Annotated in this window: 17 protein-coding genes; 3 read left to right on the top strand and 14 right to left on the bottom strand. The window is 67.9% G+C overall.

Annotation, left to right across the window (positions count from 1 at the left end):
- From VNF92_12925 to VNF92_12975, 11 genes are all read right to left on the bottom strand, one after another.
- On the bottom strand, nt 1-1,972 hold a 1,972-nt coding region (locus tag VNF92_12925), incomplete at its 3' end, for a (Fe-S)-binding protein (GenBank protein HVA58777.1).
- Between the two features lie 91 nt (nt 1,973-2,063).
- Nucleotides 2,064-3,047, bottom strand: a complete 984-nt coding sequence (locus VNF92_12930) for an electron transfer flavoprotein subunit alpha/FixB family protein (protein ID HVA58778.1) — start codon at nt 3,045-3,047, stop codon at nt 2,064-2,066.
- The gene (locus VNF92_12935; protein HVA58779.1) at nt 3,047-3,799 is read right to left on the bottom strand and encodes an electron transfer flavoprotein subunit beta/FixA family protein; all 753 of its coding nucleotides are present in this window, start codon (nt 3,797-3,799) and stop codon (nt 3,047-3,049) included. The genes VNF92_12930 and VNF92_12935 overlap by 1 nt, the downstream gene beginning before the upstream one ends.
- A 57-nt stretch (nt 3,800-3,856) precedes the next feature.
- Nucleotides 3,857-4,702: a prolipoprotein diacylglyceryl transferase gene (gene lgt / locus VNF92_12940; protein HVA58780.1), complete on the bottom strand. Its 846-nt coding sequence runs from the start codon at nt 4,700-4,702 to the stop codon at nt 3,857-3,859.
- Nucleotides 4,703-4,794: 92 nt separating this feature from the next.
- Nucleotides 4,795-5,970: an acyl-CoA dehydrogenase family protein gene (locus VNF92_12945; protein ID HVA58781.1), complete on the bottom strand. Its 1,176-nt coding sequence runs from the start codon at nt 5,968-5,970 to the stop codon at nt 4,795-4,797.
- Nucleotides 5,971-5,980: 10 nt separating this feature from the next.
- Nucleotides 5,981-6,340, bottom strand: a complete 360-nt coding sequence (locus VNF92_12950; protein HVA58782.1) for a hypothetical protein — start codon at nt 6,338-6,340, stop codon at nt 5,981-5,983.
- A gap of 11 nt (nt 6,341-6,351) precedes the next feature.
- Nucleotides 6,352-8,835, bottom strand: coding sequence for a penicillin acylase family protein (locus VNF92_12955; protein ID HVA58783.1), 2,484 nt, complete (start codon nt 8,833-8,835; stop codon nt 6,352-6,354).
- A 30-nt stretch (nt 8,836-8,865) separates the two neighbouring features.
- Nucleotides 8,866-9,579, bottom strand: coding sequence for a SprT-like domain-containing protein (locus tag VNF92_12960; protein ID HVA58784.1), 714 nt, complete (start codon nt 9,577-9,579; stop codon nt 8,866-8,868).
- Nucleotides 9,579-10,406, bottom strand: a complete 828-nt coding sequence (locus VNF92_12965; GenBank protein HVA58785.1) for a metallophosphoesterase — start codon at nt 10,404-10,406, stop codon at nt 9,579-9,581. The genes VNF92_12960 and VNF92_12965 overlap by 1 nt, the downstream gene beginning before the upstream one ends.
- Nucleotides 10,403-11,413 (bottom strand): isocitrate/isopropylmalate family dehydrogenase, encoded by a 1,011-nt coding sequence (locus VNF92_12970; protein HVA58786.1) that lies wholly within the window; start codon nt 11,411-11,413, stop codon nt 10,403-10,405. Before VNF92_12970 ends, VNF92_12965 begins: the two co-directional genes overlap by 4 nt.
- A 28-nt stretch (nt 11,414-11,441) precedes the next feature.
- Complete coding sequence (locus tag VNF92_12975) at nt 11,442-12,104, bottom strand: hypothetical protein (GenBank protein ID HVA58787.1); 663 nt, start codon at nt 12,102-12,104, stop codon at nt 11,442-11,444.
- Between the two features lie 111 nt (nt 12,105-12,215).
- Between VNF92_12975 and VNF92_12980 the strand changes: the two genes are divergently transcribed.
- Both VNF92_12980 and VNF92_12985 read left to right on the top strand, forming a co-directional pair.
- Nucleotides 12,216-14,279: a carbon starvation CstA family protein gene (locus tag VNF92_12980; GenBank protein ID HVA58788.1), complete on the top strand. Its 2,064-nt coding sequence runs from the start codon at nt 12,216-12,218 to the stop codon at nt 14,277-14,279.
- Between the two features lie 258 nt (nt 14,280-14,537).
- Complete coding sequence (locus VNF92_12985) at nt 14,538-14,738, top strand: YbdD/YjiX family protein (GenBank protein ID HVA58789.1); 201 nt, start codon at nt 14,538-14,540, stop codon at nt 14,736-14,738.
- Between the two features lie 17 nt (nt 14,739-14,755).
- Here the strand turns inward: VNF92_12985 and VNF92_12990 are convergent, their stop codons facing one another.
- On the bottom strand, nt 14,756-15,991 hold the full coding sequence (locus VNF92_12990) for an MFS transporter (protein ID HVA58790.1): 1,236 nt from the start codon (nt 15,989-15,991) through the stop codon (nt 14,756-14,758).
- Nucleotides 15,992-16,052: 61 nt separating this feature from the next.
- Here VNF92_12990 and VNF92_12995 point away from each other — a divergent pair, with 61 nt between their 5' ends.
- Nucleotides 16,053-17,252 (top strand): M20/M25/M40 family metallo-hydrolase, encoded by a 1,200-nt coding sequence (locus VNF92_12995; GenBank protein HVA58791.1) that lies wholly within the window; start codon nt 16,053-16,055, stop codon nt 17,250-17,252.
- On the opposite strand, the gene VNF92_13000 is transcribed toward VNF92_12995, so the two are convergent.
- Both VNF92_13000 and VNF92_13005 read right to left on the bottom strand, forming a co-directional pair.
- A complete protein-coding gene (locus tag VNF92_13000) occupies nt 17,253-18,992 on the bottom strand; it encodes a putative ABC exporter domain-containing protein (protein HVA58792.1) in 1,740 nt (579 codons plus the stop codon).
- 3 nt (nt 18,993-18,995) lie between these two features.
- A complete protein-coding gene (locus VNF92_13005; protein ID HVA58793.1) occupies nt 18,996-19,739 on the bottom strand; it encodes an ABC transporter ATP-binding protein in 744 nt (247 codons plus the stop codon).
- Nucleotides 19,740-19,768: the final 29 nt, after the last annotated feature.

A 19,768-nucleotide genomic window follows, 5' to 3' on the forward strand; every position in this document is an offset into this window, starting at 1 on the left:
CGGCGCGCGACTTCACGCTGTCGTTCATCATCGTCATGCAGAACGGACAGGCCACCGCAATCGTGTCGGCCCCGGTGGCCAGCAGTTCCTCCGTGCGCTCGGCGTTGATGCGTTTGCCCGTGCTCTCCTCCATCCACATGCGCCCGCCCCCGGCGCCACAGCACAGGCCTCGGTCACGGTGGCGCACCGGTTCCACGAGCTTCATGATCGGTAACGCGCGCTTGAGTGTCTCGCGCGGGGCGTCGTACACGTCGTTGTAGCGTCCCAGATAACACGAATCGTGATAGGCGACGGTGAGCTCCCGGCCGCTGTCCGTGCGCAGCGGGATCCGGTTCTCCTCGAGCAGCCGCTCGATGAACGTCGAGTGGTGGATCACCTCGTACAGGCCGCCGAGCTGCGGGAACTCATTGCCGATCTGATGAAAGCAGTGCGGACAGCTGGTGACGATGGTGCGCACCTGGTAGCGGTCCAGCGTCTCGATGGCGTTCTTGGCCAGCATCTGGTAGAGGTACTCGTTGCCCATGCGGCGGGCCGGATCGCCGTGGCAGGTTTCCTCCTGGCCGAGGATCGCGAAGTCGATGCCGCACGCTTGGAGGATGCGCGCGAACGCGATCGTCGTCTTCTTGGCCCGGTCGTCGAACGACCCCATGCACCCCACCCAGAACAACACTTGGGGCCGGCGGCCCTGCGCGAAGGCCTCCGCCATGGTCGGCACGCCGAGCCCCTCGGCCCACTGCGCGCGGTCGGCCGGGCGGAACGCCCAGGGCGACCCGTTGCGTTCCATGGATTCGAACGCCGGCTGCAACTCCTGGGGAAAGCGCGACTCCGACAGCACGAGGTGGCGCCGCATCTCATTGATGATGTCCAACTGGTCGATGGAGACCGGGCACTCTTGCACACACGCGCGGCAACTCGTGCAGGCCCACAACTCGTCCTCGGTGATGTAATCGTCGAGCAGGTGCCGTCCGGCGGCCGCCACCGGCCCCCGGTCGTCGTCCTCCAGCACGCCAAGCCCGCCCACCGATTCCATGAGCCGCTGACGCGTATTGATCACGATCTTACGGGGGCTCAACAGTTTGCCCGTGATGTTCGCCGGGCATGCCGCCGTGCACCGTCCGCACTCCGTGCACGAGTATCCGTCGAGCAGGTTCTTCCACGTGAGTTGCGCCACGTCCGACGCCCCGAACTGCTCCACGTCGGCCTCGAGATCCATGGCGCGCATCACGCCCTTCTGCCCGGGGCCGCTCGTGTTGGAGAAGAACACATTGAACAGCGATGTGACGACGTGCAGGTGCTTGGAATAGGGCAGGTAGTTGAGGAAGAACAGCACCAGCAGGACGTGCAGCCACCAGTTCACGTGCGACACCGCGCGCGCCGTGGCCGGCGATACGCCCCCGAGCAGCACGGCCAGCGCGCGCGACACGAGCTTCTCGTGTCCCAGGGCCGCTGGATCAGCCACGCCCAGGAACGCGTTCATGGCCAGCAGCGTCACCATCAGCGCGCCGATCATCCCGAGAATGAAGTACGCGTCGCCGTGGTGAGTGTGGTCGCCATCGAGTCGCCGCGGATGCAACACCAACCGGCGGAAGAACGCGAAGCCCACGGCCGCGAGCACGAGCAGGGCGAACGCATCCTGCGAGAACGAATAGACCACATATAAGGCGTGCGGCAGCAGATGCGCGTAGGAGAACCCGGGCACGATCCCCTGGACGATCAACTCCACGGTGCCAGCCGTGAGCACCAGAAAGCCCCAGAAGATCCCGGCGTGCATGGGGCCGGCCACCGGATCGCGGAAGATCTTCTCCTGCGCGATGGCGATGCGGAGCACGTTCCACGCCCGCTGCCACGGATGATCCAGCCGGCCTTCAGGCTTCCCGACGCGCAGGTACCCGACCAGGCGTTGCACGTTGAGCGAGAAGAACCCCGCCGCCAGCACCAGGACGAATACGAAGATCATGCGTTCCGCCGACATGGCCGTCACTCCGACAAGGCGTGGCAACACAAGAGCCCGCGGGGAAGCTAGTCCGCCGCGGGCTCCGAGTACAAGAACGAATCCCGCGCGGTTAGTGCGACTGTTTGGCCGCGCGCACCGCCGCCGTGAACACCGGAACGATCTCCAGCGCGTCGCCCACGATGCCGTAGTCCGCCACTTTGAAGATCGGCGCCTCGGCATCCTTGTTGATCGCCACGATGGTCTTGGACGTGCGCATGCCGGCCAGGTGCTGGATCGCACCAGAAATCCCGACCGCCACATACAGGTCGGGACTCACCAACCGGCCCGTCTGCCCGATCTGGTCGCTGTGCGGACGCCAGCCGTCGTCGGTCACGGCGCGCGTGGCGCCCACCGCGGCGTTGCCGAACGCGTCGGCCAGATCCTCCACCAGCTTGAAGTTCGCAGCCTCTTTGAGCCCGCGCCCGCCGGAGATGATCACCGGCGCCTCCCCCAGATCCAACTTGGCGCCGCTGCCCACCACCACCTCCGTTACCTTGACCCGCGACGCCGCCGGATCGGCGGCCGGCGCGATGGTCTCGGTGCTGAGCGGCTTGGCGTGAGCCGCGGGCGTGACCGCGTTGGGCCGAATGCTCACGACCACCGGCGTGGGAGTGGCCTTCAACGTCGCAATCACCTTGCCGGTGTACGTGGGGTGCGTGACGACAACCGACCCGTCGGACAGTCGGACCGCCAGACAGTCGGACAGCAACGGCGCGTTCAACTTGGCCGACACGCGTGGGGCGAGATCCTTGCCCTGCGCCGACGCGCTGAGAAGAACCACGGCGAACCCCGCCGCCCGCGCCGCAATCGTCGCGCTCATCGACTCGGCGTCGGACCTGCCGTAGGCCGCGTGCTCGCACACCAGCACCTTGTCGGCGCCGTGTTGTGCCAGCGGCTCCGTCTTCCCACCCGTCCCCGGCGGACCGAACACCAGGGCATGCACTTCTCCGCCCCCGGCCGCGTCGGCCAGGGCGCGCGCCGCCGTCACCGCCTCGAGCGCCACCTTGCGCAGTTCCCCGCCGCGCGTTTCCGCCACCGCCAGAATATTGGGCATCAGAGCACCTTCGCTTCGGTCTGGAGAAGCCGGATCAACTCCGGTACCGCATCGGGGCCGGTGCCAATGATGCGGCCCGGCGGACGATCGGCGGGCATTCCCATCTTCTCCACGGTCACCCGCACCTCACCCAGCTGCGCGGGCTTCACGTCGAGCGGCTTCTTCTTGGCCGCCATGATGCCCTTGAGCGACGGATAGCGCGGGCGCGCGATCCCTTCATCAATGGTCACCACCGCCGGAAGCGGAAATTCCAGAAGCTCGGCGGCGCCTTCCAGCTCGCGCCGCGCCACGGCCTTGCCGTCGATGAATTCCAGCTTTGACGCCGCCGTGAGACAGGGCAGCCCGAGCAGTTCGGCCGCCATCGTGCCAGCGCCGCCCGTCATCGCGTCCAGCGAGTGTTTGCCGAACAGGATGAGTTCGTAGCCGCCTTCCTTGAGTTCGGCGGCCAGCGCCTTGGCGATGGCTAGCGAATCGGCCGGCACGCTGTCGGCTTTGAGTTGGATGCCGCGCTCGGCCCCCATGCTCAGCGCCTTGCGGATCGTCTCCTGGACCACGTCGGGACCCAGGCAGATCACGGTCGTCTCGCCGGAGCCCGCCTTCTCGTTGATCTGGAGGGCGACCTCCACCGCGTAGGCGTCGAAGTCACTGATGTCGAACTTGAGCCCGGCCTCGTCGACCGCGGTGCCGCTCGCGGCGATCTTGAAGCGCGACTCCATGTCCGGTACGCGTTTGATGCAGACGGCGATCTTCACAGCCCGTCCTCGTATGTGAAAAGATTCACATACAAGATAGCCGGGCCTCAGGGGGGTTCAAGCGGCAGAATCGGAGGTCGACGTGGCCGCTGACGAGGCAACGGACGCTGGCCGCGAGCGCAGATACACGGCGAACGCGGCTCCCACGACGACCATGGCCGCCGAAAGCAGTTGTCCGGCGCTGAACGGGCCGAGGACGAATCCGAGCTGCGGGTCGGGCTGCCGCGTGAATTCGATGACGAAACGGATCACGCCGTAGCCGATCAGGAAGGCGGCCGACAGCACCCCGGGGCGGTACCAGTGGCGCGCAATCGAGCGCCGTTCGAGCCAGAACAACAGGATCGCGAGGACCACGCCCTCTCCGATGGCCTCATACAGCTCTGACGGATGTCGCGGGATGTGGAGCGGGTCGGTGGGGAAGATCATCCCCCAGGGCAGCTGCGTCGGCCGACCGTACAATTCGGCGTTGAAGAAGTTGCCGAGTCGCCCGAAGAACAACCCCGGGGTCCCGGCAAGCGCCAGCGTATCGGTCACCGTCAGGAACGGGATCGCGCGACGCCTGGCAAAGAGCGCCGTGGCGATGACCATCCCGATCACCGCGCCGTGGAACGAGAGGCCCCCGTGCCAGATGGCGAAGAACTCGAGGGGACGACTGAAGTAATGCCCCGGCTCGTAAACGGCGGCATACATCAGCCGTGCGCCGAGCAGCATACTAATCATCATATAGCTGATGAACGCGTCGATGTCGGCAGGCGAGAGCCGTACGAGGCCGCGGGCCGCCCGTCGCGCGGCGATCTTGGCGCCCACGATATAACCGACAACGTACATGACCGCATACCAGCGAACCGAGAACGGGCCGATGCGGAACAGGTCGGGGCGAATGGGCGGGTAGGGAATCGACATCCGTCTAATTACCCGCGGCCCGCGAAAGGGTGCATGGAGGCGTCAGCGCCGGACATCCCACCCGCGGACGCCCTCCGGGCGCGGACACCCGGTCACTTGAACGCGTTCAACCCCGTGACCGCCTGCCCCAGGATCAACGAATGGACGTCGTGCGTCCCCTCGTAGGTGTACACGCTCTCCAGGTTCGCCATGTGCCGCATCGACGCGTACTCGGCCAGAATGCCGTTGGCGCCGAGCAGCCGGCGCGCTTCGCGCGCGACATCGGTGGCCATGCTCACGTTGTTGCGCTTGGCCAGCGACACCTGCTGCGGCGTGTAGGTGCCGGCGTCCTTGAGCCGGCCGAGGTGGAGCGACACCAACTGCGCCTTCACGATCTCGGTGAGCATGTCGGCCAGCCGCTGCTGCTGAATCTGGAACCCGGCGATCGGGCGGTCGAACATCACGCGGTTCTTGGCGTAGGCGAGCGCCTCTTCGTAACAGGCCATGGCGGCGCCCACCGCGCCCCACGAGATGCCGTAACGCGCCTGGGTGAGGCACATGAGCGGACTCTTCAGTCCGCCCGAGCCAGGGAGGATGGCGTCCGCCGGAAGCTGTACGTCCTGGAACACGAGTTCGCTCGTGTCGCTCGCCCGGAGCGAGAGCTTGCCCTTCTGATCCTTGGCCGTGAACCCCGTGGTGCCCTTGGGCACGATGAATCCCCGGATCGAACGGTCGCTCTTGTCGCCGTTGGTCTTGGCCCATACCACGGCGATGTGCGAGGTGGAGCCGTTGGTGATCCACATCTTGGCCCCGTTCAGCACCCAGGTGCCATCCTTCTCCTGGCGCGCCATGGTGATCATGCCGCTCGGGTTCGAGCCATAGTCGGGTTCGGTGAGCCCGAAACAGCCGATGATCTCCCCCGCGGCCATCTTCGGCAGATACCGGCGCTTCTGCTCCTCGCTGCCGAACGCGAAGATCGGATACATGGCCAGCGCGCCCTGCACCGACGCGAACGACCGCACGCCCGAATCACCACGCTCCAACTCCTGCATGATGAGCCCGTAGGCGACGTTGTTGAGTCCGGCGCACCCGTACTCCTCGGGGAGGTTGGCCCCGAACACGCCCAACTCGCCCATCTCGGGCACCAGACCGAGCGGGAAATGGCCGTCGATGTAGTGTTGCCCGATGATCGGCAGCACCCGCTCATCCACGAACCGGCGCACGCTGTCACGCACCGCGCGCTCCTCTTCGGAGAGCGCGCTATCGATGTCGAAGAAGTCGGTCGTCATGTCCGGAAATCTAGCGCGGCGCGGGGGCCGCCGTCCGCGCCCCTGAGTCGCCGCGCAGCACCGCCCCGAGGGTGGCTCCTCCCCAGGCCAGCGCCAACGGAAACACGAACTCAACAGCGACCAGCCCCCACAGCGGCACCTCCATCACCTTCGCGAGTGTCCGCGCGAACGGGATGGTGGGGGCACCCCCCGCGATCGGCGCCGCGAGCAGTACGGCCCAGCCGATCGCCGCCGCCAGCGCGGCGCGGACCGCGACGCGCGGCATACCCGGATTCATCGCACCCCAGATCACCCCAACCACTGCCACCGCCCACCACCCGAAGGCATACGTGCCCAGCGCGAACGCCGCGGCTACGAGCGCCAGTCTCACCAATCCGCGTATCATCGCGGCCTCCCCGGCGTGAGAGTGAGCGTGGCGGTGGTGCGGTTGGCACCCAGGCTTGCCGCGTCCTTGGGCACCAGAGCAGGACTCAATCGGCCTGCCAACCACTGGGGAATGCGATTGTCGTATAGCGGGCTTGCCGGGTTCCCGCTCTGGCCGCCGGGATACGTGTCCCACGCCTTCACCTCGGGACCCAGGTCGACCACCATCCGCCAGCTCGGCCCATACCCCCCGTTTCCCGGCGCCGGATTGAGCGTGCCACGTCCCCCGTCCATGATCAGTCCGCTCACCGAGAACGGCTTGATGCGGAGCACATGGTTGATGCTCACCTTGGCCGTGCTGTCCCACCGCCAGCGCGCGCTGCCCGGCGGGCCGAGCCGGGTCACCAACGTGTCGTACGCCGCGCCGAGCGCGCGCACGAGCACCATGTCACGGGTCTCGGTGACCTGAGGGGTGGTCTTCTGATCCCACCAGAGGCTGTACGGCTGCTGCAGCAGTTCGAACATGATGTCGTCGCTCGGCGTCGCTACGCGGCGCCCCGTGGAATCGTCGAGTTCGTCCCACGTGTAGTCGCGCAGGTTCCGCATAGCCTGCTCGAACAGCACGGCCCCGTCGTTGTCGCGGGTGTAGCGACCGTCCCATTTCTTGAGGACCATCGCGGCCGCTACGATCGACGGCCGGGGTACCGCGCCAGCCACCGCACGGAGGAAGAACGGCAGGAACAGCTGAACGCGCACGCTGAGTGGACTCATCTGGAAACGCCGCATGTCGTCCACCGTCACGCTCGAGTCCGCCCGCAGGAGCTGGTCGATGTCCAGCGCCCGCCACGGGTCCCACGCCCGATCGTCGCCGAGGTACGCGAACGCCTGCTTGGGATCCTCGGGCTGCTGGTTGGCCGAGGCCAAAAAGCCCTGCTTGGGATTGAACGCCTGGGGGTACTTGTCCACGGGCCAGTAGCCCGTCCAGTCGCTGGCGCTCGTCGAGCCGTCGAAGATGTCCAGTCCCGTGTGACCCTTGGGGCGGATCGGGAAATGCCCCGTGGAACGGATGGCGATCGTGCCCTGGCGGTCGGCGGCGAGCACGTTCTGCGCCGGCACGAAGAACCCCAACGCCATGTCGTCCAGCAACTCTTTGGCCGACGTGGCGTGCGCCGCAGCATAGAACGCGCTGATCTCGTGCGACGGCTCCAGCAGCGTCCACCGCATGGACACCCACGCGCCGAACCGATGCATCAACGGACCGCGGCTCGTGTACCGCACGGTATCGGTGGCCAGCGTCTCGCCGTGCTTGCCGCGGTATACCTCGACGCGCTCCTCGAGCGGCTTCCATACGCCGTCCACCTCATACTTCGTGGGGTGAAGGGAGTCGTCCACCGTCTCGCGGTAGAAGTCGAGCACGTCGGCGCCCGTATTCGTGAACCCCCACGCCACGTCGCGATTGAACCCCAGCACGATGCCTGGGGCCCCGGGAATGGTCACGCCGTACACGTCGAGCTTGCCCGGTACGACCAGCTGAGTCTCGTACCAGATGCTCGGCAGCGTGAGGTCGAGGTGGGGGTCGTTGGCCAGCAGCGCGTGCCCGTCGGCACTGCGCGACGGAGCCACCGCCCAGTTGTTGCTCGCGAAGTGGCGCTGATCGGCGTCCGGCGTGGCCCCGGGCGGCTCGAGACTGCGCATCAATGCGGCCACGCGTGCCACCGCCGTGTCCGGACGCCCCGGCACCGGGATCTGTGCGAACTCGAACTCAGGTCCGCGCGCGCCGGTGGGCTGGAGCGGCTCCTGGATGGGCGAGTTGACGGGGAACAGGGCGGCGGCCGCGGCGTCGCCGACCTTGGCCGCCGCCGCGAGCCGTGCCGCCTCGTCAGGGATGTACGACAACGTCCATCCCATGCGGTTGAACAGGTGGATCGAATTGATCGGCTTCCAACGGTCGGGGCGAACGCCCAACAGCCGGTATTCCACCGGTACCTGCGAAGGCCGCATGCCGTCGATGTAGGCGTTCACGCCATCCGAGAACGCTTCCATGACGTGCCACGCCATCGACGTCGTGTCGATTCCGGCGAGTTTCTGCTCGGCGGCGCGGGGCATCCCGAGGTCTCGCGTCTCGCGGTCGAGTGACAGGGCCGCGGCGCCCACCCATTCCGTGAGGCGCCCCGACGCGGCGTGGGTCTGCAGGTCGAGTTGGAACAGTCGGTCGCGCGCCACGACGTAGCCCAGAGCGCGGTACGCGTCAGGTTCGGACGTGGCGAAGATGTGCGGCACGCCGCGATCATCGTACCGTACGTCCACCGCGCCCTGAAGGCCGGGAATCGTAGCGGCGGCCGTCCGGGGGAGGGTTGCATGCGAGGCGGCACCCCAGGCGCCGTTCACGGGGTCGAGCAGTTGCCCGAGCGGCGGGACTGGGCCGGCACCCCGGGCACCGAGCCACAGTGCCCCGCCGAACACCACGGCACCCGCCAGCGCGCGAACGATGCGTAGAATCATGCGGTTTAACCTACCGACGAACCCCCGGAATCAGCCAGCCAGCCGCCGCGGGGGCCGCGGCTGATCCACCACCCGCTTGGCCGCTGGTGTCGCGCCCACTTCGCGCGCCTTGCGGCGAAAGGTGGCGCGGTGGTCCACGCGCAGCCCCGATTCGTCCTGCCACTGGTGCACCATCTCGTGCAGCAGGGTGTCCACCGCATCGTCCCAACCATCCCGCTGGATGTGGCGCCGGCTGACGACGATCTCGACGGTCGTGTGCTCGCCGGCCGGCACGTAATGGCCGAGCCGAGAACGCATGCGCCGCGATACACGCACCGGGACGGCGCGGAGCGTGCCGTCGAACCGTTCGGCGTTGAGGCGCACGTGCAGCGCCTGCAGGCGTGCTACCAGCGCCTCGTCGTCGGGGTGCGTTCGCTCCGGCGGCCGCGGCTGCACGTGGGCCACCGCCGCCGCTGCGATGATCGCGCGTCGGGCGTCCCGACGCTCGGCCCGGGTGCGGCCCTGCATGAACACGACGATGGCCCGCAGCACCGGCTCGGGCGCGTCGAGGTAGCCCTCGTGCACGCGGATCTCGCCACCGCCCACGCTCACCATGACCGTGCGGTTCCGGGTGAGCGTGCAGCGGTCGATCCGGCGGAGGCCCAGCGTGCGCAGTCGGGCCAGCATCTCCTCGGCGGTTCGTGGCGCACCGGCCAAGGCCAGTTCGAGTTGCGCCGGGTCGGCGCCGCGGCGCAGCAGACGCATCAACGAGCGAAGCGTTGCGACGGTCCCGGCTGGAAGCCGCGGGCGGCGTCCGACCAGATCAGGGTGTCCACCACGATCGCGTCAGCGGTGGCCGTGATGCTGTTCACCGAGGACGGCCGGCCGCCGCGCGAGCGGGCAGAGACCGTGCCTGCCGTGGAGATCACGGTGCCCTTGGCAGTGTGCTCTACGAAGTGCACGGCTTCCTGATGATCGTGGCCGCACAGCACGAGGTCCACGCCCAGGGAGGCGAATTCGGTGAGCAGGCGGCGCGAGTGCTTGAGCCCGTAGCGCCCCGATAGTTCGCCCTTCATCGGGTTGTGGTGCATCACCACCACCCGCAGGGCGTCCGGCGGCGCATCCGCGAAGGTCGCGTGCAGCCGGTCGAGCTGGACGCGGTCCAGATGGCCGATGATCGAGATGTCGCGCGGGTTCCAGGTGAGCGTGCTCCACCGCACACCATGCGCGGTGTTGATGCCGGCGACCACGGCGCCGGGCAAGCGCAGCACCGGCTCCGCGTCGTCGTCGATATAGCGACGGTACTTGGCAAGGAGGGCCATATCGTCGCCCAGCCCGAGCGGCGCGAACCACCAGGCCACATCGTGATTGCCCGGCACCACGATCACCCGGCTCACCCGTTCGGCCCGCTGGATGAACACTCGCGCGCGTTGGAACTCGCCGGCCCGCGCGCGCTGCGACAGATCGCCCGAGATGGCGACCACGTCGTACCGCTGTTCCTGGATCAGCGCTTCGAGCGCCTCGTACTGCGCCGGCACCGCGGGGTGGCCGAAGTGCAGGTCGGAGCAGTGGAAGAGCGTCAGCCGGGTCACAGTCTGGCGATGATCGCGTCGGTGAATTCGTCGGTGCTGGCCGTGCCGCCCAGATCGCGCGTCACGCGCTTCCTCTCGCGGATCGTCTCCTCGAGGGCGGTGCGCACGACCAGGCCGCGTTCGCCGTCTCCGACGTGTTCGAGCAACATGCAGGCGGCGAGGATCACCGACGCCGGGTTGGCGATGCCCTTGCCCGCGATGTCGGGCGCCGTGCCGTGCACGGCCTCGAAGATCGCGCCCTGAAGGCCGATGTTGGCGCCCGGCGCCAGCCCCAGCCCGCCCACGAGCCCGGAGATCTCGTCGGACAGGATGTCGCCGAACAGATTCGTGGTCACGATCACGTCGTACGTCTCGGGTCGCATGACGAGGTTCATCGCCATCGCGTCCACGATCACATCGTCGCACTGGATGTGGTCGTACTCGTGCGCGATCTGGCGGCCCACGTCGAGGAACAGCCCGGACGTGTACTTGAGGATGTTGGCCTTGTGGACGAGCGTCACCTTCCGGCGCTTGTGCGTCATCGCGTACTCGAACGCGTAACGCACGATCCGTTCGCAGCCCGAGCGGGTGATGATGGCCGTGGACTCGGCCACCGCCTTCGGGTCGTCTCCCACCTTGACGTAGTGCTCCACGCCCACGTACAACCCTTCGGTGTTCTCACGAATCAGCACGAGGTCGATGTTGTCGAACCGGCCACCGTGGACGATCGAGTACGCCGGCCGCACGTTGGCGAACAGGTCGAACGTCTTGCGCAACGCGACGTTGATGGAGCGAAATCCCTCCCCGACAGGTGTCTCGAGGGGACCCTTGAGCGCCAGCCGCGTGCGCTTGATCGAGTCGAGCGTGGCGTCGGGAAGCGGATCGTTGTACCTGGCCACGGCGGCCATGCCGGCCACTTGTGGGTCCCAGTCGATGTCGGCGCCGGCGGCTTCGAGAATCCGCACCGTGGCGCTCGTGATCGACGGCCCGATGCCGTCGCCCGGAATCAGCGTGACCGGAATGCCCATTAGTGACTTGTTATCTTGATCACGCCGGCTACGGCGAAATGACGAGATCGGCGAAATGCGACGCCAGGCTGGCCAGGACCGCCGGCCCGAAGGTCGCCGCCGGATCGCTCTGGACCTCGTGGATCCACATGAACTCGGTGGTCCGCGCGTCCACCAGCACGAGCCGGAGCACGGCCCGTTCCATCGTTCCGTCCGCCATCTTCTCGAACCGCAGGTCCACCGGCAACATCACGTACCGGGCCCCGTCCTGCATTGCGATCATGGTCCGCAGTTGGCTGGCCAGCGGATCACCGTAGAAGTGCCCGACTTCGATGCGCGCGCCCACCAGCGGGGTCTCGGCCAGCAGGTACGGGTTGGCGGCGTACGTGGAGTTGAGCCGGTAGGATTTCTCGAGGTCAGGAGCGAAGAACCAGGTGCCGCCGAGGCCCCGCGCGTCGAAGTCGGCCACGATCGCCGAATCGAGTTGGCGCAGCATGGCCCGCGGCTCCGCAATTCCCGCTGCCCAGCCCAGCGGATCACCGTGGGCCATGGCGAACACAGGCGCCACGATGATGCGTTGCGCGGCCAGGTTGGCCAGCGGCCGCACCACCGGCGCCGGAGACGCTGGCGGCTGCTGCGCGTGCGAAACCGGCGTGGCACAGGCCACGACGGCGAGCGCGGCGACGATACTCGATACGCGGACGCGAGGCATGGAGGAAAGTTAATCCATTCGCGGGCCCACCGCCTCATCGGCCACCCTCTTCCCCCCGTACGCCCGCCATCCCATTTTGGCCCCGGCCTCATCCCCCGGAGTCATTCCGTCATGTCGAAGCTGCTGCGCATTATCCTCTGGATAGTGGTCGCCGTGCTCGGCGCCGGTTCGCTCGCCTGGGTCGCGTTGGCCCACGGCGAGTCGATCAATGCCGCCTGGCTGCTCACCGCCGCCGTATGCACGTACCTGGTGGCGTTCCGGTTCTATGGCCGCTTCATCGCCAGCAAGGTGTTCGCGCTCGACGCCAATCGACGCACACCGGCAGAGCGGCTCGACGACGGGCGCGATTACGTGCCCACCAACAAGTGGATCGTGTTCGGACATCACTTTGCGGCCATCGCCGGCCCCGGGCCACTCGTCGGGCCCACACTCGCCGCCCAGTTCGGCTACCTCCCCGGCGCTATCTGGATCATCGTCGGCGCCGTGCTGGGCGGCGCTGTGCAGGACTTCGTCATCCTCTGCGCGTCGGTGCGCCGAGATGGCAAGACGCTCGGACAGATGGCCAAGGAGGAGATCGGACCGGTGGCCGGCTACACGGCCCTGGTCGCGGTGCTGGGCATCATGATCGTGCTGATCGCCGTGCTCGGCCTCGTCGTGGTCAACGCCCTCAAAGCGAGCCCCTGGGGCACGATCACCATCGGGCTCACCGTCCCCATCGCCTTGCTCATGGGCGTGTACCTGCGCTGGATTCGGCCCGGCCGCGTCCTCGAAGCCAGTGCCATCGGACTCACGCTCCTCGTCGTGGCGCTGTACGCGGGCCGCTGGGTGGCCGAGGATCCGGCCCTGGCGGCCACGTTCACGCTGAGCGGCACGACGCTGGCCGTGATCGTGATGGGGTACGGATTCGCGGCGTCCGTGCTCCCGGTCTGGCTGTTGCTCGCACCCCGCGACTACCTCTCGGCGTTCGTGAAGATCGGGGTGGTGCTCACGCTGGGTATCGGTATTCTCGTCGTGCTCCCGCCACTGCACATGCCGGCGCTCACGCGATTCACCGACGGCACGGGCCCCATCTTCGCCGGCAAAGTGTTCCCGTTCGCGTTCATCACGATCGCCTGCGGCGCCATCTCGGGGTTCCATGCGCTCATCGCGTCAGGGACCACACCCAAGCTGCTGCAGCGCGAGACCGACGCTCCGCTCATCGGCTACGGAGGCATGCTGATGGAGTCGTTCGTGGCGATCATGGCGTTGATCGCCGCCTGCGCACTCAGCCCAGGGGTGTTCTTCGCGATCAACGCTCCGGCCAGCGCGCTCGGCACCACCGTCCAGAGTGCCTCGGCGGCCGTGGCTCAGTGGGGATTCACCGTGTCACCCGCCGAGCTGACGCAGCTCGCCAAGAGTGTGGGAGAGACGACGCTGCTGTCGCGCACCGGGGGCGCGCCCAGCCTGGCCGTGGGCATGGCGCAGCTCTTCTCAGGGGCATTGAGTGGGGGCGGCGCGATGGCGCTCTGGTACCACTTTGCCATCATGTTCGAGGCCCTGTTCATCCTCACCACCCTCGACGCCGGCACGCGGGTGGGCCGGTTCATGTTGCAGGATCTCGGACGTCACGTCTGGGAACCGTTCGGCCGCGTGTCCTGGTATCCCGCGGTGCTCCTCTCGAGCGCCATCTTCGTCGCGTTGTGGGGCCACTTTCTGTACCAGGGCGTTATCGACCCGCTGGGCGGCATCAATTCGCTCTGGCCGCTGTTCGGCATCTCCAATCAACTGCTGGCTGCGGTAGCGCTGTGCGTGGGCACGACCGTGATCATCAAGATGGGCAAGGCGCGCTACGCTTGGGTGACCCTCCTGCCGCTCGCCTGGCTGGTGGTCGTGACCATGGCGGCGGGGTGGGAAAAGATGTTCTCGCCCGACCCGCACCTGGGGTTCATCGCTCACGCCTGGTCGCTGGGTGCCGCGATCGACGCCGGGGCACTCCCCGCCGGCGTCGCCACCGCCGCGGCCGGGCACCGCATGATGTTCAACGATTATCTGGATGCTGCCGTCGCCGCCTTCTTCATGGTGTCGGTGGTGGTCATCCTCGCCGACTCGATGCGCAGTTGGTACGGCGTGATCAGCGGGCGCGTGCCCGCCGTGTCTTCGGAAGTCCCGGCCGAACCGGCGACGACTGGCGGCTGACCGCGCCACCAGAGACGAAGCCCGACCCACGCTCGCCATGGGCGCCGTTCGCTGATTCACACAGACCACCGATATCCGGCCCGGTGTCACCGTCTCGACCCATCGCGAGCTCGGCGACACGGCCCGAATCGTCACCGTCGCGTACGACGACACGCTTGCCTTTCACCGTTTGTCGCCCATCTTCGACCTGTTCGAGCACACCATCCGCACGGCGAAACAACTCGCCGGACGCGGGGCTCGGCAACACACGAGGAACACATGCGATCTTGGTCCCGACTGCGCACCAATATCCGGGCCATCGGAACGGTCACCCGCCGCGTCATCGGCGTGCCCGACTACGAGCGCTATCTGGCCCACCTCCGCCAATGCCATCCCGGCGAGCGGCCGGTATCGCGAAAGGAATTCTCGCGGCAGCGGCTCGAGGAGAAGTATTCCAGACCCGGAGCGCGGTGTTGTTGAACGGCCAATGGATGTGATCAACCCTCGGGGGTCAGATCCCTTCTCCGCCAACCTCCTCCCACCACCGTCATCCCCACCGCCGCGACCATCGCCAGACTCGCCCCCAGCGTGAACGCCGCCGCCGGACTCACCCGGTCCCAGATCACGCCGAAGATCAGCGACGCAGGCAGCGCCCCGATTCCCACCGCGAGGTTGAACCACCCGAATGCCGTGCCTCGCCGCGCCGCCGGCACGAGGTCCGACACCAGGGCCCGTTCGGCGCCCTCCGTGAATCCGAAATAGATGCCGTACACGGCGAACAGCACCCACGCGTGCCATTGCCGAGAGGCGTGGGCGAAAGCCAGGTACACCGCGGCGTAGAACAGCCATCCGATCACGAGCGTCGGACGGCGGCCCATCCGGTCGCTCAGCGCCCCGCCGGGCGTGTTGGTGAGCGATTTGACGGCGTTCAACAGCGCCCAGATGATCGGCGTGAGGGCTAGGGGTACGCCCAACTGCTTGGCCCGCAGCAGCAGGAATGCGTCGGTCGAGTTGCCCAACGTGAACACGAAGATCACTGCCATGAACGCCCAGAAGCGCCCACCCATGCGTTGCGAAAGGTCGAGGGGCGCCCCCGTCCCGGACCGCGTCGGGTTCCTGGGCACCTCCCGCACTCCCCACATCAGCGTCGCTATGGCAAACACGCCCGGCACGAGTGCAAGCCAGAACACGTGCCGCAGCGTCAACCCTTCCCATTGCAGCAGAAGAAAGGCAATCACGGGCCCGGCCACCGCGCCCGCATTGTCCCACGCCCGCTGGAACCCGAACGCGCGGCCGCGAATACTCACATCCACGGAGTCGGCAATGAGTGCGTCGCGCGGCGAAGTGCGCAGCCCCTTTCCCACACGATCGGTGACGCGGATGGCGAGCACCTGCCCGGCCGTTTGCGCCACGGCGACCAGCGGCCGCGTCATCGACGCCAGGAGGTAGCCCGCGAGGACCAACGGCTTGCGCTGACGGGCGCGGTCGGACCACCACCCGCTGGCCAGCTTGAGTAGCGCCGACACCGACTCGGCGGTTCCCTCGATGGCCCCCACGAACGCCGCGCTCGCGCCCAACGTGACCGTGAGGAACACCGGCAGGAGCGGGTAGATCATCTCGCTCGACATATCGGTGAAGAAGCTCACCAGACCGAGCGCGACCACATTGCGTGCCAGACGCGGAGGGCTGGCGGACGAGGTCGGTGGGGTGCGCGGCGCGTGCGGCGGGCTCATGGGCGTGCGATGAATCTACCACTTGCCAAACGGCAACGAACCTCCGCTGTATTGGAGCAGCATGCACCTGTCTTCCCGACGACACGCCGACGCCTTCGCGGCGCTCGCTCCCGCGCGCGCTCATCTTGCCGCGCGCGACGAGGACGTGCTGCGCGTCCAGATCGCCGTGGCCCAAGTCGCGGCGCCCACCGGCGACGAGGGGGAACGGGCCGCATGGGTGCGAGACCGGTTTGCCGCGCTCGGCCTGGCTGGTGTGCGCATCGACGACGCCGGAAACGTCATCGGGCGCCGGCCGGGCCGCCGACCCGACGACCCGGTCGTCGTCTGTGCACATCTCGACACGGTCTTTCCGCGTGGCACGCTGCTCACGGTGCGCCGTGACGGCCGCCGATTTTCCGGGCCCGGCATCACCGACAACGGACGCGGCCTGGCCGTGATGCTCGCTCTGGCCGAGTCGATCGACGGGCGCGGTGTCCCCCTGGACCGGCCGGTGGAATTCGTGGGCACCACCGGCGAGGAGGGCAATGGCGATCTGCGCGGTGTGAAACGCTACTTCGCCCGCCTCGCCGACCGGCCGGCCGGCATGATCGCCATCGACGGTGCTGGCGACGAACGCATCATCCACCGCGCCCTCGGAAGTCGGCGCTATCGCGTCACCTTCAGTGGTCCGGGCGGACACAGTTGGGCGGCGTTCGGCGCACCCAACGCGATTCACGCCGCGGCGGCGGCCACCGCGCGGCTGGCCGCCGTACCGCTCTCGACCATGCCACGGACCACGCTCAGCGTAGGGCGCATCGGTGGCGGGATTTCCGTGAACGCGATTCCCGACCACGCCTGGATCGAGCTCGACGTGCGATCGGCCGGTCCACGTATGCTCGACCGCCTCGAAGCGGAGGTGCACCGCGCCGTGGGAGCGGCGGCCGCCGAGGAGAACGCGCGCCGCTCGGAGAACACCGCCCCGCTCACCGCGACCGTCACGCGCATCGGAGACCGGCCCGGCGGTGAGACCGCGGCCGACCACCCACTGGTCGCGGCCGCCCAGGCAATCACGCAGTTGGCCGGCTGCGACCCGGAGTTGGCGATCGCATCCACGGACGCCAACGTGCCGATCGGACTCGGGATTCCCGCAATCGCGATCGGCGGCGGCGGGCGCGGCGGCGGCGCGCATTCCGCGGCCGAGTGGTTCGAGAACGTGAACGGCACGCGCGGTGTGTCGCGCGCGCTGGCCATCGTGCTCGCCGCGTCGCACGCGGCCGGCTGACTACCCGCCCGTCGAGTTCGGCTCGAGGCGCTCGAACGTCCGGCCGAGCCACTGCAGGACACCCTGAAGTTCGAACGCCAGCGCCGCGCTCCCGGTCACCATCGTCCCGGCCACGGCGAGCGGACCGTTGAGTTTCAGCGTACCGATCGCCACGATCGCCATTGCCACCGGCACGAGCAGGAGTAACGCGAGCAGCACGAGATAGAAACCCATGATGAGGATCATCTGCCCCATCATCTCCACGCCACCCGGGACGACCGTCCCCAACCGGGCCCACCCCGGAAAGAGAATCGGCATTCCGTTCTGGATCGTCACGCTGCCCGCATTGAACGCCAGCAACACGGGCAATGCCCCGACCGCGATCGCGAGCTGCATACCTGGCGGCGCCCATTGCAGCCCACCCGCCTGTGCCACCAGCGCGGCGGCGCCCAACGCCACCGCCTGCACCACGGCCAACGGCACCGACACGCTCAACACCTCGGCGGCGACGACGGTCGTTCCGCTGAACGGAAGCGTCTTCAGTTCCGCGAGATGCTGGAGGTCCTGCCGCAGATCGCCGCGCAGCATCAGCGGGCCCATCAGCACCATCACCGCCGCGAACGCGAACAGCGCACTCACGATTCCACTCAGCGCTCCCAGTTTGGATCCGCTTACGAACCCGATGACGAGGGCCATCAGCACCGGGGCGATGAGCTGCCGCTGCTGCGATGTACGCCGCAGGCAGGCGATGTTCTTCCACACGATCGCCACCGCCGGATGCCCGGTGGGGGCCAGCGGAATGCCCGTGGTGCCGCGCGCACGAGCCGGTTGGCGGGGCGCAACCCCGCCGGCGCTCCCGCCAGACAGGGCGGCCCGGCGTCCGCGCATCGCCGCGAGCTTTTGTGCGCGCTGCGCGGTGGCCGCCAGCGCCGCTTCCTCGAACGCCGTATCCGTGCGCAGCACCCACCAGACGTGCACGAGCAGCATGAACACGGCGGCGGGCACCGCGGCCAGCCAGGCCGATGTGGACATGGCGAACACGGGACCGATCACGGCGGCGAACGGCCAGAGCACGTAGCGGGCCGGTGCCTGTGACACCGTGGCGCTGAGCACCGCCACGCGCCCGCTCAGATCGGCCGCCTCGCGCAACGGCCCGATGCTCGGCACGAGACTCGCGGCCACCCCCACCACCACGACCGTGAACGCGGCCAGCGACAGCACGTGGCGCCGCACGCCCTGCCGGCCGTGCTCCGCCCACGACGTGCGCACCAGTGACGACCCCAGCCGGTGCAGATAGATGGTGCAGAACAGGATCCAGAAGCCGATGCCCCGCGCCCACGCCGGGAGGCCACCCTGCCCCGCATTCACCAGGAGCACCCAGATCAGCGTGTTGAACAGCAGCGGTACCTGTCCACGCACGAGCTTGTACCCCACGAGCTGGCGCCGCGACACGGGCGCCGGGAACAGCATCGACGCCTCGGCCTGGGTGAACGCGAGCGCCGTGCTGTCACCACCGAATAGCCACATGGACACCGCGCCCAGCACCAGTCCACCGAGTACGAGCAGATGGCCGCCGTCGCCGAGCAATGGGAATGACTGGGCCTTGGCGCTTCGCGGATTGCGCCAGAAGATGAAGTAGAAGTACGCCACCCCGATGATGATGGCGAGCGCGTAACGCGGGTTCTTCGACTGTCGGATCCGGTGGACGATCCGGTTGCGAAAACTCGTCCAGGTGAGATAGAAGAAGGCGCCGGTGACCATGGCTCAGTCCGCGGCGGTCCGTTCGGTCCCGCCGCCGGTGAGCATCAGGAACACCTCTTCGAGCGTGTGCCCGGCGAGTCCGGGGCGCGCGGCCACGATCTCGGCCAGCGTTCCGTACGCCACGGCGCGCCCCTTCGCGATCACGAGCAGCTTGGTGCAGAGCTCCTCGACCAGGTGCAACAGGTGGGAGCTGAGCACGACGGCGGCGCCTTCGCGCGCCCGCGCGGCAATCGTGTTCTTCATGCGACGCATGCCGGCGGGGTCGAGCCCGGTGAGCGGCTCGTCGAGTATCAACCCCGTGGGATTGTGGAGCAATCCGCAGGCGATGGCGAGCTTCTGCCGCATGCCGCGTGACAATTCGCCGGGCAGCACGTTCGCCTTGTCGGCCAGTTCCAGTTCGCGTAACAGCGCCGGCGCCCGCGCCTCGGCATCGGCCACGCCATACACGCGAGCGATGAACGTGAGGTGCTCGGCCACGGTGAGATACTCGAACAGATATGGCTCGTCGGGAATGAAGGCCAGCGCCCGCTTGGCCTCCACCGGATCGCGCGCCATGTCGTGGCCGGCTATCGACACCGCGCCCGTGGAGGGGGCGATGATCCCCACCAGACAACGCAACGTCGTGGTCTTCCCCGCGCCGTTGGGGCCCACCAGACCGAGCACTTCGCCGGGCTCGACGTCGAAGCTGAGCCCGGACACGGCGGTGAAATCGCCGTAGAGCTTCGTGAGTTCGTGAACAGTTATCATCGGTGCGGGGTTGCGGGGAATGCCCACCA

Source organism: Gemmatimonadaceae bacterium, from assembly GCA_035533015.1.
GTDB lineage: Bacteria > Gemmatimonadota > Gemmatimonadetes > Gemmatimonadales > Gemmatimonadaceae > JAGWRI01.

Excerpts from the sequence above, each read along its gene's own strand:
- lgt (HVA58780.1), bottom strand. The coding sequence starts at position 4,702 with ATGTCGATTCCCTACCCGCCCATTCGCCCCGACCTGTTCCGCATCGGC.
- VNF92_13005 (HVA58793.1), bottom strand. The coding sequence starts at position 19,739 with ATGATAACTGTTCACGAACTCACGAAGCTCTACGGCGATTTCACCGCC.
- VNF92_12980 (HVA58788.1), top strand. The coding sequence starts at position 12,216 with ATGTCGAAGCTGCTGCGCATTATCCTCTGGATAGTGGTCGCCGTGCTC.
- VNF92_12995 (HVA58791.1), top strand. The coding sequence starts at position 16,053 with ATGCACCTGTCTTCCCGACGACACGCCGACGCCTTCGCGGCGCTCGCT.
- VNF92_12960 (HVA58784.1), bottom strand. The coding sequence starts at position 9,579 with ATGCGTCTGCTGCGCCGCGGCGCCGACCCGGCGCAACTCGAACTGGCC.
- VNF92_12930 (HVA58778.1), bottom strand. The coding sequence starts at position 3,047 with ATGCCCAATATTCTGGCGGTGGCGGAAACGCGCGGCGGGGAACTGCGC.
- VNF92_13000 (HVA58792.1), bottom strand. The coding sequence starts at position 18,992 with ATGGTCACCGGCGCCTTCTTCTATCTCACCTGGACGAGTTTTCGCAAC.
- VNF92_12945 (HVA58781.1), bottom strand. The coding sequence starts at position 5,970 with ATGACGACCGACTTCTTCGACATCGATAGCGCGCTCTCCGAAGAGGAG.
- VNF92_12985 (HVA58789.1), top strand. The coding sequence starts at position 14,538 with ATGCGATCTTGGTCCCGACTGCGCACCAATATCCGGGCCATCGGAACG.
- VNF92_12975 (HVA58787.1), bottom strand. The coding sequence starts at position 12,104 with ATGCCTCGCGTCCGCGTATCGAGTATCGTCGCCGCGCTCGCCGTCGTG.
- VNF92_12970 (HVA58786.1), bottom strand. The coding sequence starts at position 11,413 with ATGGGCATTCCGGTCACGCTGATTCCGGGCGACGGCATCGGGCCGTCG.
- VNF92_12990 (HVA58790.1), bottom strand. The coding sequence starts at position 15,991 with ATGAGCCCGCCGCACGCGCCGCGCACCCCACCGACCTCGTCCGCCAGC.
- VNF92_12955 (HVA58783.1), bottom strand. The coding sequence starts at position 8,835 with ATGATTCTACGCATCGTTCGCGCGCTGGCGGGTGCCGTGGTGTTCGGC.